A 14,721-nucleotide genomic window follows, 5' to 3' on the forward strand; every position below is an offset into this window, starting at 1 on the left:
TTACGCTACGATCTGCCAGAAAAAGGAAGTGCCAAAAGTGCTTCCTTTTTTTATTTTGTTTGTTCAACTCACTTAACATATTTTAACGGCCTTGTATTACTTGTGCGATACAATAACCAGCTTGTTCGTATATTATCTCAAGGCCTTATTTACTTTGCGAATTCACTGATATGTGATAATATTTGTTAGTTTTATCTTCTAATTATCTAAACCGTCTTGAAACTCCAATTAAAAATATACCAGGCCGGCTGCGGCGATGCCATCAGTATCGGATTTATAGGCAAATCAGGGGCTGTTCGCAGGGTCTGGGTAGACAGTGGCTACGTAACAACTTATTCGCGGATACTTTTTCGTGTATTCCGGGATGAAATTCCTGAAGGGCAACAAATTGACCTCTGGGTACTGACGCATTTGGATGCGGACCATATAAACGGTGCTTACAAATACATCTGCACGGCAGGCAAAGGCTTGCGGGCAAAACTGTTACACACTTTATGGTTCAATTTTTTTGGTGACTTCAACCTCGCTCCAGACACCGAGCAGGTTGGTTATACCAATGCAATAAAGCTTCGGGATGCACTTTCCGGCATCGGTTGTTCCGGTGTTTTGCGGGAGGTGACCAATGAGATGGCGCCGTACGACCTCGATGGTGCCATCGTTACAGTCCTTTCACCTGACCGTGCCGCTTATCGGCAGTTGGAACGCGACTGGGTTATAGAAGAGGATGCCTACCGCCAAAAGATGATGTCCGGTCAGGCTGGATCTGAACTTTATGATGACGATAAAACAACGATAGCCGAACTGGCCGCAATTGTCGACCGAACGGAAAATATGCGCGATACGACTAACCGGAGCAGTATAGCTTTTCTGCTGGAATACGGCGGCTGTTCGCTACTGATGCTGGGCGACGCTTTTCCTTCCATCATTATGGCTGCGCTCAGGGAATTATTGGCGCAGCGCAGGGTGGAAAAGTTGAAGGTGGATTTTGTGAAACTCGCCCACCATGGCAGTATCAATAACTTTAATGGTGAGATGATGGAGTTGATCGATTGTGAAAATTACATCATTTGCAGTAATGGCATAAATGGCCATAAACTGCCCAATAAGGAAGTACTGGCCAAGATTATTGCAGGGAGACCGGTTGACAGGCCCTTACGCTTTTATTTCAATTACGAATCCAGCCGCTATGACCATCTGTTTGACGTGGATGCTGAGGCGCTGGCGGGCAGGGATTTCAAATGTATATTTCCTGAAAGAATTGAACCTTATTTAGCCATACCCCATGAATGACCTTTCCTTTGATGTGAAAATAAAAAAGCTGACAGTGCGTGTCAATTGCCAGAAAATTGTGGGCAGCGGAATCATCTACTGGCCGTCGGAGAATGAAGATCACTGCTACGTACTTACTGCTAAACATTGCATTTTTGGAAAAGATTTCTCCAATGGTGCTGTGGCAACCGATATCCTGATCGACAAGTTATATGTGGACGGCCGCCGCTGGGAGTCCTACCAATTGAAGGAAGCGGCTGAACTTTTTTATTGTCCTGATGGCTCGGATGTTGCCGTATTGCGCATCAAAAAAAATGAGATCGGCGAAAAGACCGGTGAACTTCCAACCCTTAAATTTATGGAGGTGCAGCAAGAAAGGGTGGACTGTAGTTTCAGGGGCTATCCTATCAGCGTAAACAATGATTTTGCAAGAACGTTAGGCGGTATGCTGGACCAGCGCGATGAAGAGCCGGGTTTGTTTCATATTCGTTCGGATGATAATTTCAGCCACCAGCTTCAATATGAACCGAAAGATCTGGTTAAAGGCGTCTCCGGTAGCGGGGTTTGTATCAATATTCAGGAGGAGGTTTACTGTTACGGGATCGTTATTGAACACCAAAGTGATTTTGGCCGTTTTTTATGTATTGCAGCTGAAACCATCAGGAAGAATTTGTTTCCCAACCTTGTCCGCTACCATTTCGAAGTAGAGAGTCTATTACCGCATCAATGGTTCCGAAAACAGTTAGAAAGGGCCTCAAGGAACCTGGGGCCGAGGTTTACACCTAATGATAACTATCCGGTAAGTTTACAGGAAGAACTGGACATGATAGGAAGGACCGAAAGGTCTGTTACAGGTTTTCAATTTGTTTTCGCGAAACTCGAAGAAACCTATAACGGCAACCCGAACAATAGCGCATTTATTTATCGCACATACGGGCACATATTAGCGGAAGCCCAATATTTTAAGTTAACTAACGATATTACCGTTGCTAAGGCGATAGCCGATGTTAACAAGGGTTATGCAAGTATCCGTACAAACTACAAAGCGTTGGAATGGACGGGGACAGCACCACTGCTCTTCAAAACTTTGTTAAGTGCGCTGAGCAAATTTGACCGCGCCGCTTTGCTATTGAATGCTATTTCCAGTGATATTTCAGAAAAGCAGAAATATGCGGTACAGGATGGTGACAGGCGCTCGTTCGATGATCTTGCACGTTACATGCTTCAAATTACCGCACAGACAGACAACCTAAGAACCTATATAACCCGCTGGCGCGAACTGTTAAACGGCCGCTGTCTGCTGATCAGCGGTCCTGCCGGGAACGGTAAATCGCAGTTACTGGCTTACACAGCCAACCAGCGCATGTTCGAAGGATTGCCTTCTGTTCTTGTTCTTGGCCAGCGACTAACCAAAAGCGGCGATCCCTGGGCACAGGTACTGCTCGACCTAGGTTTGCAGTGCACCAAAGAAGAATTTTTGAATGCATTGAACCAAAAAGGCCAGCTGCGGGGCCACCGGGCCATTTTGTTTATTGACGCGCTTAATGAAGGCCAGGGATTAAATATCTGGCCAAACAATTTAAGGGACTTTATAAACACGGTTGGTAATTATCCATGGATCAGGCTGGTTCTCAGCTACCGAAGTTCATTTAAAAGGGCTTTATTCCGCTCCTTTGATTTCATAGCGGTCACAGAAAGGGAGCACCACGGCTTTTTGGGCCTTGAGCGGCAGGCGATGATATATTTCTTTGGGCTCTACCATATTTCCCCAGTCGTCGACGATACCTTTATCGACAACTTTAAAAACCCGCTCTTTTTAAAACTTTTCTGCCAATCCTTTTCCGGAGCGAGTTTCGAAGGCACAATCAATTCGTCTGCAGGGATATGCTGGATCTTTGACCAGTTCATGGCTTATGTTAACGACCAACTGGCTGATCCCGGCAAATTCAACTACCGAGCAGACCGGATTAACCTGGTCAAAAGGTCTGTGGATGCATTCGTAGAGGTAATGTTAGCCAGGAATGTTAAAAATTTAGCCTATACAAAGGCCTTCCAACTGACAGAAACCATTGTCAGCCCCTATCTTGACAAAAAGGGCTTTATTAATGGACTCATCGACGAGGAAATTTTTTATGAGAACTTTGACGATACGATTCATGATGAGCCGGTCCTTGACTTTTCTTATGAAAAATTTGGTGACCACTTGAAAGCTAAACTCTTGCTAAAAGGCATCAAAGCAACCGACTTACAGGAACATTTTCTTCCAGGGAGTGACCTTGCCAAGCTATTCGATAATATGCAAAAGGTAGATGTGAACAGTGGTTTATTGGAAGCAATAACGCAGCAAGTGAAGGAGCAATTCAATCTTGACCTTTTTGATATCGCGCCGACAATACACGGTTACCGGGGCTCCAAACAGTCTTTCATTATCGGACTGGCAAAAAACAAACAAGGACAAGTGTCACAGGGGGTGATGAATTACCTGAAAGACGAGATCCTTTCCGACCAAAGATTAAGGGAAGAATTTTGGAACGCCATCCTACCGTTCTCCTATTTGCCGGGTCTACACTTTAATGCAGATTACTTTCATGAGTTTCTAATGGGCTTTTCGATGGCGGATAGGGATGCGATTTGGACGGTTTATTTACATTTTAGCTACAATGCCGGATATGATACCACGCCCGTAGCTGCATTGGTCTCCTTGGCTTTTCAGCAAATGAACTTTAAAAACCAACGGTCCATGCCGCTTTATGCCAAAATCATGGGTTGGTTTCTGTGCAGCACTAACCGAGGTTTGCGCGATGACGCAACTAAGGGCCTGATCCGAATGCTCTACCCGAATTTAAAACTTGTGGCCGATTTGCTGGTATCTTTCGAAAAGGTGAATGACCCCTATATACGTCAGCGCTTATTCGCAGTCGCTTATGGGTGTGCCGTCCGGAACACAAACAAGGATGATTTGCATTTGCTTGGAAAGTGTATTTACCAGCAGGTGTTTTCAGAAGCGTTGGTGGCACCCGACATTCTTCTGCGCGATTATGCCAGGGAAGCAATCGAATGGGCACATACCAGAGGGGTCGGCTTTGATTTCGAAATGGATGCAGTTCGTCCGCCCTACCGCAGCGAGCCATTGCCGGCCACCTTTCCTTCAAATAGCGAAATCGATAGAATGGGGAATGAAGAACAGGGTTTAAAGCTGATCAAACAGTCGATGGTAACCGAATATGGTCGCGGTACTAGCCGCTATGGTGATTTCGGACGTTATGTATTTGGCAGCGCGGTTCGGCATTGGCCTAATGTCGATGAAAATGGATTGAGTAATTTGGCCGTAAAAATAATCGTGGATGATTACGCTTATCAGCCCGATAAACATGGGCGCTTCGACAGTCGCGATGTCAACCGGAACGCCGGTCGTTTTGAGCACCGGCTGGAACGTATCGGAAAAAAATACCAGTGGATAGCACTTTATGAGTTGCTCGCCAGGTTGGCAGACAACGAACAGTTCAAGTCCGTTAACACATTAAAAGAAGGCCCTCCCGGCAAATACAATGGGCCCTGGGAACCATTTGTCCGCAATATCGATCCGACACTGTTAAAAAATCGACCATCTGTTTCCACTGATTTCTGGTTCAGCGATCTTAAAAAGCACGCTTTCTTTCCCGAACTCGATGAGTTTTTACGGACGAAATCAAAAGCGCCCGAGATCGAGCCGCTGATTTCTACCACCGATTCAGGCGGTGATGAGTGGTATGTGTTACAGGCCTCGACTGTCTGGGAAAACTTGTCGCCTCCCGATAGCGTTCAGCCGCAGGAAATATGGCTCCAGCTCAGGAGCTATTTAGTTGCTGATAAAGACGCACACGCGTTTGCCAGTTGGGCTGCTGGTCAGGATTTTATGGGCCGCTGGATGCCCGAGGCGCGCAGCAACTATGAACTGTTTAGCCGGGAGTATTTTTGGGCACCGGCGGCAGGGGATGAATTGTCAAATGGGCAAAATGCAGAGGGATGGGAAATTGTATTCGATCAGATAACGCACCAAAGCAGATGGGAGGTAATGACTACCGCTGTTGAATACATGTGGGACTCCTCCAACGATAATTCGCGCGATAAAAATACGAATATGTTGAAGCCTGCGGCCATGCTGATGGAACTTATGGGGCTGGAATATACTGAGCAGGATGGTGCGCTTAAACACCGGGGGGAGGTGATCTGTATTGACCCTTCGATTATCTATGATAGGGAATCATGCCTGTTAGTGCGGAAAAAAGAGTTGCTCGCTGCCTTGAAAAAACGGGGCCTGCGAATTTGCTGGACCTTGCTTGGCGAACGCGGGAACAGTGTACAACATGGCAATACACAGGTCCCTGACACGAGGATACCTTACAGCGGGGCGGCCTACTTTGACAATCCTAAAATAATTTCCCTTCATTGAAAGACACTTTTAATAGTAAGAAAAGATAATAGTAAGAAAAGAAATACTATTTTGTCAGGAATAGCAGTGCTTTCTTTTTATATTGTTTTTCAAGAACACAATCAACGAATGAAAAGCTTGGTTGGGAAAGACTTTGAATTACTCACCAATGCTATGTTATAAGTTTATTGTCATTCGTGATGAGCATGATCCAGTTTGCCTCGGGCTTGCCGTTTAAAAGTTTACTTACAAGGCCTGCTGTCGATCCGGCAAATGGAGTTATATCACGACTAACGCTTGCTGATTTTAATGCTTTCCTATATCCCTGTCTCCGTTCTACAGGGATGGCTGTCGAGGGATAGCCCTCTGAAGCCTCCATACTGTTCATCAAAAACCGACCCATCCTTCCATCCCCATCCCAGTATGGGTGTTTAAATACAAATGTAAAATGGCCGAGTACTGCTCTTACTGATGCTTACGGTTCTTCTTCCAATAATTCAAATAGAACCGGCATAACATCGCGCATAGCTTCGACGCTAAGCGGCACATGCTTTGCGCCGCCGATGTAAACCTGATGGCTGCGGTAACCCACAAGGTCCGACGGCTTTAAAAGCCCAGCTGAAACACTTGGTTCAAAAGTGATCTGTCCTATTTACTGTGATCCCGCGCTGCGACATTTCCCGGATTCGCACCTTTAAGTATCTTTTGAATGCTAGTCTTAACTTCCTGAAAAGTGAGATAACAACGCCTGGCGGCAATTTGCATTCGGTGTCCTTTATCATCACTGCCATCCTTATCCCATTTTCCGATTTTAACCCGTCCGATCAGTTCGGGCGATACTTTATAATGTTCTATGGATAAGGAGTGATCGGCATCGGTAACATAGACTTCTTCCACCAGTGTCATGTGCGCATTGCGGTCTTCCGGCAATCCGGGAGCCACGGAAAACGCTTGTATAACTTTTTCGCGCATCTCCTGCAAATCAGTTTGATGCGAATGACAAAAGGAGAAAACTTACGTTTGAACTCGAAAGGTATTTTTACTTCGAAAGGAGCATCTAGGGCTAAAGCGTATTTGTTGTATGCTCATAAACTCGATATTGTAATTGTTCCTAAGTGCGAACATCTAAGTCGCTTGATGTTGACGTTAGACGCAACCCAATCAAATGAATTTGCTTGGCACGACACAAACAAGAACAATGGCCTTGCTGTGATTGCGTCCAGCAACTACCTCCTCCAACTATCCGATACGAAAAATCGTGGTATTGAGCTATCTACCTATATGCATGAGCGAAATTTATTTTTGTATTTCTTGCCGTAAGGGCTGATGATACGTAAGATGGTAACACTCTTTTTACATTTTTTTGGGGGGGGGGTATCTTAAATTAATTCTCCCTTTTCCGGCTTGACCTGAAGATACACACCCGTCAGTTGATGTCTTCAACTAACTATTTCGAAAAAACAAGAGTGCCTGCTGGTATTCCCTCTTCGAATCCACCGGATGATGATCTTGGCAATCGCTTATCCCGATTTGGTGTCAATGGCGGATAAAATGGTACCACACCTGGCTAAAAAAATCGATGCTGTATTATTCAGCGGCGAAATGGCTGTACGCCATGCGAGATTACAATGAGTACCATGGCATGCTGTGGATATTTACCTATACTAAAAACATTAAGTTAATTGCTGGTTTCGACGACGAAAGGCATGCTGCTTTTGAATTCCGCCTCCTTCTTTTTAGGCCCCGCAGTTGAAAGGGGTTTAGATGCAGTCGAGTTTACCGAAACATTGAGCTGGTCGATGAATTTGTGATTGATCCTGAAGAAATTGAACATGTATAACTTCATATCGGGCGGCACCTGGCAGATTTCGTTCATATGATTATAGGTCATATATGTGACCAGTACTTTTTCATAATCCGTATTTTTAAAATCAAAGTCGAGCAATGACTTTAATACCTTACATGTGATCTTGATTTCCTCCGGCTTGGCGTTTACCAGCTGTGCACGGGCCAGCCGTACGGAAAATCCCAGTAATAAGAGTAGCATGATCTTTTTTTTCATCTTGTCTATTTTTTTTTCTCCGTTTTTGTAGGATCGGCAAATTTCATCGTATCCTTACTTTCAATCGATTTAATAATCAAGTAACATCCCAGCAAGATGGCTATCAGTCCTGGAGACACCGAGGCCAGTTTCGCGAATCCCTTCAGGTCTAATTTTGTTTCCTTATTCATTTCATAGAATGAAACGCCAAGGCCAATAAAGGTGATGGCAATACCTGTAATAATCCCCAACGACCTTTTTAACAAACCGATATAAGTGGTGTAGAAAAAGATCAAGTATTGGCCGTCCTTCATCATCTCTTTATTGCTGGTACCGTTAGCCTTAAACCATTCGATATTCAGGTAAAGGTACCATGCGATCAGACACAGCGAGAGAGTACAAATTACGGTGAGGTACCAGGGAATATAAGTCCCCCAGCTGGTGTTGTTCTTTACTGCCATTTTATTTGGGGTTTGGTTTAAAAATACCCGGTATGATTTTACCAACGGAGCCGCTGGGTTCCTGTATCTGTAGCATCGCGGCTATTGTAGGTGATATATCCGTTATGTCAACCTGGCTTACATCAATGCCCGGGCTAATACGATTACCGTACCAGATTAGGGGGATATGGGTATCGTAATTGTACCAGGCCCCATGGGTTGACCCGGACATTCCGTAACCTTCAAACCAGCCGGATTTCAGAATAACGATCAAATCGCCGGTTAGCTTGCTAACCGCCCCGTTTTTAATCATAGTTTTTAGTTTTTCGTCGATAATTTCCTTATCCAGATTGGCGAGGTCGACCACTTTGTAAACGCCAGGTATCTTCGACAGGTACTCATTGATTGACTCCTTGATTACCTGACGGTTGATCTTGGTGTGTTTTATCGTAGTGTCATTTAAAAACAACATAGGGGCAAGGAAACTTTTAATCCAGTTGAAATCTCCGTACTGTTTTTTTAAAGATATTTCCAGGTCCTTCATACTGCCCTGAAGGGAAACCAGTCCTGCGGGTATTCTGTACTGCTGTGAAAAGGAAACGTTGTCAGCGACGCCGTGATCAGCTGTAAGAAACAAGGTATAAGCGTCCTTTCCGAGCTTTTTATCCAAAAACATGATAAAGGAGGCCAGTTCCAGATCAAGCCGAAGGTAACAATCTTCTACTTCAATACTCCTTGGGCCGTACATATGTCCGATATAATCGGTGGACGAAAGACTAACGGCCAATAGATCTGTATATTTTCCACTTCCAAGCTTTTCATTAACAATGGTAGATTTCGCAAATTCAAGCACCAGTTTATTGCCGATCGGACTGCTGGTAATCGCGGATATGGTGTCTGTGGCTAAGTACTTATGAGGAAATACAGGAGCATACTCACTTTTTAACTTTCCTTCGTAGGACATGTTATCAAGGTCACTTTCTGTGTATTGCGTGATCGGCAATAGCGTTTCCCAAGTTGTGTTTTCCAGGAATTGTTGTTTAATACCATTGTTAAAGTCTGCAACCCAGTCTGGCAGCCGTGCTTCATAATAAGAAGACGTGATCCAGACTTTGTTCTTATAATCAAAAAAATAAGCAGCATTGCCCAAGTGTCCACCGGGCAATACCGAACTACGATCCTTCAGGGCAATACCGATGACCTTGGACTCAAAATGCGAATTCAAGCGCATTTCATCACCAATGGTTGTCACCTGTAGGTTATGGGGAGACATTTGTCCTGCACGAGAATCCGAACCAATAGTGGTTACGCTAGAATCCTCCACGCAATAGGTAATGTGCAGTGTTTGCTTATCATACCAATCATTACCAATGATTCCGTGGATAGCGGGGACAGCGCCGGTATAAATGGAGGCATGACCCGGCGCGGTATAAGTGGGAATATAATTAATATGCGTATCGATACAATTATAGCCGTTCTGCATCAGACGATTAAAGCCGTTTTCTGAAAATTTACTCCGATACCTGGACAAATAATCGTACCGCATTTGGTCCACAACAATCCCGACAATCAACTTAGTTTTAGCTACTTGTGCGGTAGCAGTAACACTTGTCGATAACAGCGATATAGCGATAACCACGCTTTTTAACAATTGTTCGGAAGTACATTTCTTTTGGATTAGGCGCATAAAGTCGACAAAGTTGATTATGAGTTAATTATATGCATAAAACCTGGCAATTACAAATCGCTAACGTTGATAAAAGCGCACGGAAAACTTAATTTGAAGGCAGCGCCACTTTTTTGCGTTTCCCTGGTATTGCTGGGGCTTTTTCTTCTTTAAGGGTAGGATGCGGGTAAAAGATGTCCTACTGCCTGTTTTCGGAGTGAGGGTCGGTCGGTTAATCGTCTTGGAATGAAGCGAAAGCTTCCCGGTCGTCTGGATGAACGGGGCCGATGCAGTTTGCCAGAGACGACGAGCTTATCTATGGGGGAAATACCGCTGCAGGCGATTTAAGTCTTTATTGGTGATTCTGACGTATGTGACCACTCCATTCCGGCGCAAGACAAAAGGTACGCGAACTGTTTATTCTTTAATTCTTTTGGATAGCGATTTATTAATCAATTACCCGCCACTTTACCATAAGAGTCAAATTTTATAAATTTTGATGGATAATAAGCAGTGTCGAACTTTCGCTGAAGCAACTTAAAAAAATTTTCATCGTGTGTTGAAATAACCACTTGGCGGTCGATCTCGCTGTCTGTCGTAATGGTTCGGATCAGATCGATGAATGACAGAACATTGATAGAATCGAGATATTGAATCGGGTCATCCATGAAAATGGTATTGATAATCGTTTCCTTGTTCTGGAGCGCTTTGGCTAAAAATATGCTTAACGACAAAATATTGATCTGGGCGGAGCTCAAATACAGCGAGGGATTGACCTGGTTGTTCCCATCTGCATCAGCCGCATAAATATTTAAGCGGGGTTTGACATCATTAAATTCAGGAACAAGTTTGATCTCTTTCAAGTCCGGGTGAGGGTCGATCTTGCGATAGATCTCGTTAATGGTTTTCTGGTTAAAGACCGCGTTGATCTTGGCTAAGAGGAAGTCTGAAACTTTATCCTTCAAAGTGTTAAGACCGACCAAAGTTCCTTCGAGTTGGGTATGGGCTGCTTCCAGCCGTTTTAATTCCCGATTTTTTTCATTGATCAATAAATTACTTTGCATCGCAGTGATGTTTTCCTGCAGCTCCCTTAGTTTAAGGTAGGTCTCATTTAATACGTCGATGGATTTATCACAAACTCCGAGCTGACGGCCAATGGCGGCCAAGTCGATCTTTTCACTTTTTAATGCCAGCTGGAAATTTTCCTCGAATTGCTGTGTCAATGTTTCCAGGTGGGTCAGGTTTTTTTGAGTTTCCTCCAGTAATCTCTTCAGGCCAATCATATCGGCGGGAATAGGGTTTTGCTGCAAAAGACCGATTTGCCGGCCAGTGTCTGCCTGGTTTTTTTCCAGTTCGCGGATCATCTGCTGCTGTACGCGGAGTTTTTCCTGAAGGCCGTTTGTTATAAAATGCGCCTCCACGATCTTGTTTTTGGTTATGAAATTCCGCACTTCTACATAAACAGGCAGGTTTTGGTTCATTTGGAGTGCTGCTTCCAGCTCTGAAACCCTGGCCTGGGCATTAATCTTTACTCGGGTAGGCCTCGCCGTTTTTCATGTAATTTTGGTTGAATGTTTCAAAAAACTGAATGGACGTACTAAAAATATCAAAAGCTTTCAGTAACTGTTCTTTGGTGGTAACATTAAAATCATGGGTGTGTAAAAGGCAAAACAAATTCCATCTTTCTTTAATAAATGGCCTTTTCATTAATGGATCTGTTTTTTCAATTTCAAAGAAACGTCCTTCAAGTACGGCTTTCCACTCAATGAATCGATCTTGTCTAAGTTTATCTGTATTAGCTTCTTGCTGCTACTTGAAGCCTTTTCAACCCAAGAAACGCTGCCGTTGTAGCTACCGTGCCTGTAAACAAGGCTTTATAGTTTGCATACTGGTCAAGATAGTTGGATATACCTTTAGGGCTGAATAGGAAATGCCTATGAACCAATTCCCAATGTATAGCGACTATCGCGAGTGAGGAAGTGAATAGTAAGATGTAAACGATATAGGTAAACAGTGTATTTGATATTTTCATAATTGCTGGCTATAATTTGTTAAGCCTATCTAAAATGTCACTATAGTATGGTACCCCTTTGGGTTTATTTACCACCACAACATCAACATCATTTGCTCTTAATATCTCTAATTTGGCTTTTGAGCGCTTTTCATATTCAGCAGGGATGAAGTAAGAAATTTTATTATTCACCTGGAATTTGTTTTTGTAATACTTGCTTCGCGCCCGGTAGGTGATCAGCCACCAAAGATCCGATTCTACAAAATCCAGACCTAATCCGAAAATATAGATATTCTTTGTGAAGAACAGATCGATCCACGATTGGTAATTGACCTGTCCTTCTTTGGCTAAACGCTTGGCCAGCGATTCCTTTAAGATACCGTCGGTCTTGTAGTTAGTGCCTGATATCGTGTAGTTCCTCATATTTTGCAGTTCGCCGCAATAATGCTCGTACCCTAAATTAATGGACATCGGATTATTGCAATCACCATGCAAATGCCAGTAGGTTGTACCGCTTAGTTCATGTTTTCTAAAAACGCTGTAAAGTCTTTCCACGACAAGGCTGCTATTGCTTTTCGGAATCACCCCTTCAATAGAAAACTCATAATTTGTCGTCATGATATGCGGCACATTTAACGCTCTGATCTGTTCGTGGATTTCATTTTGTTCTATTTTAGAAACAATACCCGCGATATAGGTTTTAAGGTCTTTTTCATCCATCATCTTGGTGCGTATTGCACTTAGAAATATTTCCTCATAAAGCATAGGAAATGGCTTGTCATCCCGGTTAATATGACTAACGCCACAATAGGTGGTGATGTCATCTAATAATTCTTTCCAGCTCTTGCCTGGTTTGATGTTGTTGATGTCGTTGCCGATCAGGAGCGCAAAGTCTTTCATGAATAAATTGTGTATGAATGGTTTATATGGTGAGCGAATATAAGTAATATTCCTATTGCAAGATAATACCTATCGAAGGGGTCACCCCATTGAAAACCCCGCAGGTTTGCTATTATAACATGCATTATTGCTCCTTATTGAATTGTCGATGAGGAACAAATTACTTGAAAAACGTAATATCACAACGGAGAAAGCGATTGAAGTTTTGGCCAGAAATGGCATTATTGTCACTCCAAAAAAAGCGGAAGAAATCTTGGATTTGATGTATTTTTTGGCGAAATTGATAGTAAATCAGAACTTTAAAAAATGAAAATAGCTGACTTATATATTCGGGTTAGTACCGATGAACAGGCCGATAAAGGATATTCACAACGCGACCAGGCAGAAAGATTGCAAAAGTATTGTAACGACACCAATATTACTGTTCGTAAAATTATCTACGAAGATCATTCGGCGAAAACATTTAACCGCCCGGAATGGGATAAGCTTTTAAAGTACTTGCGACAACATCGCAATAAGTCGAATTTGATACTATTTACGAAATGGGACAGGTTTAGCCGCAATGCCCCTGATGCGTACAATATGATCAGTACATTAAAGTCGTATGGCGTAGAACCACAGGCCATTGAGCAGCCTTTGGATATGACTGTACCGGAAAACAAGATGATGCTGGCCATTTACCTTACAGCCCCTGAAATCGAGAACGACCGTCGTGGGTTAAATACGTTTTATGGTATACGGAGAGCAAGGAAGGAAGGACGCTGGCCCGGCCTCGCGCCGGTGGGTTATATCAACCGTACCGCAGAAAACGGCAAAAAGTATATCAGTCCTGACGGAGAGCAGGCTGAATTAATGAAATGGGCTTTTAAGGAAATCTCCAAAGGCAAATTTTCCACCGAACAGGTATTTAAAAAAGCGGTTGAATCAGGGTTGGATTGCAGTAAAAATAATTTTTTAAGGCTCGTTCGCAATCCGATCTATTGTGGTAGGATTCCCATAGCACAATATAAGGATGAAGATGCTTTTACAGTTATAGGCTTACATGAACCAATTATAACAGAATCCTTGTTTTACGAAGTCCAGGAAATATTAGACGGCAACAAGCGGACGACAAAGACGAAAATTATTACCAATACAAATTTTCCTTTAAAAGGCTTTATCAGTTGTTCAAGGTGCCCCCGCACACTATGTACAAGCGGTTCAAGAGGACGAAGTATGTATTATTACTATTACCACTGTTGTTCTGAATGTGGTTGCAGGTATAAAGCAGATGAGGTTAACAATGAATTTTTAAAATTTCTTGATTTGTATATTCTCAATTCCCGTGCTATTGAATTGTTTAAAATGGTCATTCTTGACGAGTACGCAAATGACACCGTTGGATATAAGGAGTATAAGATTTCTTTGGCAAAACAGCTTACAGAGTTAAATAACCGACTATCCAAAGCGCGGGAGTTATTATTGGCCGGTGATCTTGATGGTGCAGAATACAAGGAAATAAAAGCAGCTTGTGAGCGGGGAATATTGGTTACAGAAGCTCAACTTGCTGAATTAGGGAAGAACAAGTATACCAAAAGCCAATTAGAGCCCATAATAGATAAAGCAATCACAACTTTTGCTAATTTAAATGTAATTTATTGTAAATCAACCGATGAGGAAAAAAGAAGACTAATTGGTTCGATGTTTCCGGAAAAAATCACTTTTGAAAATCTAAAACATCGAACCGCTAAAGTGAGTGATAGCTTTCGATCTATATACCTGACAAACAGACAATTAACAGGAAGAAAAAAGGGGCAAAAGACTTCTGAAAATCTCTTGCCCCGTGAAGGGTAAATGATGGGGCTCGAACCCACGACCCTCGGTACCACAAACCGATGCTCTAACCAACTGAGCTACATCTACCGTTTGGAGAGTGCAAAAATAGAAATCTTCGGCCTATTTGCAAACTCTTTTTTAAAATTACATTAGCCTTACCTCATTTAT

The 14,721-nt window shown here is 43.1% G+C and carries 12 protein-coding genes, 1 tRNA gene and 1 pseudogene; 4 read left to right on the forward strand and 10 right to left on the reverse strand.

What is annotated here, in order from left to right; all coding sequences use genetic code 11:
* The first annotated feature begins 216 nt into the window (after window positions 1–216).
* Together AC1RM2_RS01395 and AC1RM2_RS01400 are read left to right on the forward strand one after the other, a co-directional pair.
* Window positions 217–1,290, forward strand: a complete 1,074-nt coding sequence (locus tag AC1RM2_RS01395) for a ComEC/Rec2 family competence protein (protein ID WP_492982651.1) — start codon at window positions 217–219, stop codon at window positions 1,288–1,290.
* On the forward strand, window positions 1,283–5,701 hold the full coding sequence (locus AC1RM2_RS01400) for a hypothetical protein (protein WP_492982653.1): 4,419 nt from the start codon (window positions 1,283–1,285) through the stop codon (window positions 5,699–5,701). The genes AC1RM2_RS01395 and AC1RM2_RS01400 overlap by 8 nt, the downstream gene beginning before the upstream one ends.
* A 151-nt stretch (window positions 5,702–5,852) precedes the next feature.
* Here AC1RM2_RS01400 and AC1RM2_RS01405 read toward each other — a convergent pair whose 3' ends face one another.
* From AC1RM2_RS01405 to AC1RM2_RS01445, 9 genes and pseudogenes are all read right to left on the reverse strand, one after another.
* On the reverse strand, window positions 5,853–6,059 hold the full coding sequence (locus AC1RM2_RS01405) for a hypothetical protein (protein ID WP_492982655.1): 207 nt from the start codon (window positions 6,057–6,059) through the stop codon (window positions 5,853–5,855).
* Between the two features lie 12 nt (window positions 6,060–6,071).
* A pseudogene (locus AC1RM2_RS01410) lies at window positions 6,072–6,134 on the reverse strand (hypothetical protein); the annotation flags it as partial.
* A gap of 194 nt (window positions 6,135–6,328) precedes the next feature.
* Complete coding sequence (locus AC1RM2_RS01415) at window positions 6,329–6,652, reverse strand: hypothetical protein (RefSeq protein ID WP_492982657.1); 324 nt, start codon at window positions 6,650–6,652, stop codon at window positions 6,329–6,331.
* 706 nt (window positions 6,653–7,358) lie between these two features.
* Window positions 7,359–7,742: a hypothetical protein gene (locus AC1RM2_RS01420; RefSeq protein ID WP_492982659.1), complete on the reverse strand. Its 384-nt coding sequence runs from the start codon at window positions 7,740–7,742 to the stop codon at window positions 7,359–7,361.
* A 5-nt stretch (window positions 7,743–7,747) separates the two neighbouring features.
* Complete coding sequence (locus AC1RM2_RS01425; protein ID WP_492982661.1) at window positions 7,748–8,182, reverse strand: hypothetical protein; 435 nt, start codon at window positions 8,180–8,182, stop codon at window positions 7,748–7,750.
* A gap of 1 nt (window position 8,183) precedes the next feature.
* Entirely contained in the window at window positions 8,184–9,848 is a 1,665-nt protein-coding gene (gene pafA / locus AC1RM2_RS01430) for an alkaline phosphatase PafA (RefSeq protein ID WP_492982663.1), read from the reverse strand.
* Between the two features lie 431 nt (window positions 9,849–10,279).
* Window positions 10,280–11,308: a hypothetical protein gene (locus AC1RM2_RS01435; RefSeq protein WP_492982665.1), complete on the reverse strand. Its 1,029-nt coding sequence runs from the start codon at window positions 11,306–11,308 to the stop codon at window positions 10,280–10,282.
* A gap of 40 nt (window positions 11,309–11,348) precedes the next feature.
* Window positions 11,349–11,534: a hypothetical protein gene (locus AC1RM2_RS01440; protein WP_492982667.1), complete on the reverse strand. Its 186-nt coding sequence runs from the start codon at window positions 11,532–11,534 to the stop codon at window positions 11,349–11,351.
* 334 nt (window positions 11,535–11,868) lie between these two features.
* Complete coding sequence (locus tag AC1RM2_RS01445; protein WP_492982669.1) at window positions 11,869–12,738, reverse strand: SIR2 family protein; 870 nt, start codon at window positions 12,736–12,738, stop codon at window positions 11,869–11,871.
* Window positions 12,739–12,886: 148 nt separating this feature from the next.
* Between AC1RM2_RS01445 and AC1RM2_RS01450 the strand changes: the two genes are divergently transcribed.
* Window positions 12,887–13,048, forward strand: a complete 162-nt coding sequence (locus tag AC1RM2_RS01450) for a hypothetical protein (RefSeq protein ID WP_492982671.1) — start codon at window positions 12,887–12,889, stop codon at window positions 13,046–13,048.
* On the forward strand, window positions 13,045–14,571 hold the full coding sequence (locus tag AC1RM2_RS01455; protein WP_492982673.1) for a recombinase family protein: 1,527 nt from the start codon (window positions 13,045–13,047) through the stop codon (window positions 14,569–14,571). The genes AC1RM2_RS01450 and AC1RM2_RS01455 overlap by 4 nt, the downstream gene beginning before the upstream one ends.
* Here AC1RM2_RS01455 and AC1RM2_RS01460 read toward each other — a convergent pair.
* A tRNA-His gene (locus AC1RM2_RS01460) sits at window positions 14,567–14,640 on the reverse strand. The genes AC1RM2_RS01455 and AC1RM2_RS01460 overlap by 5 nt on opposite strands.
* Window positions 14,641–14,721 lie beyond the last annotated feature (81 nt).

The organism is Mucilaginibacter sp. GW822-FHT03E02 (genome assembly GCF_058801545.1).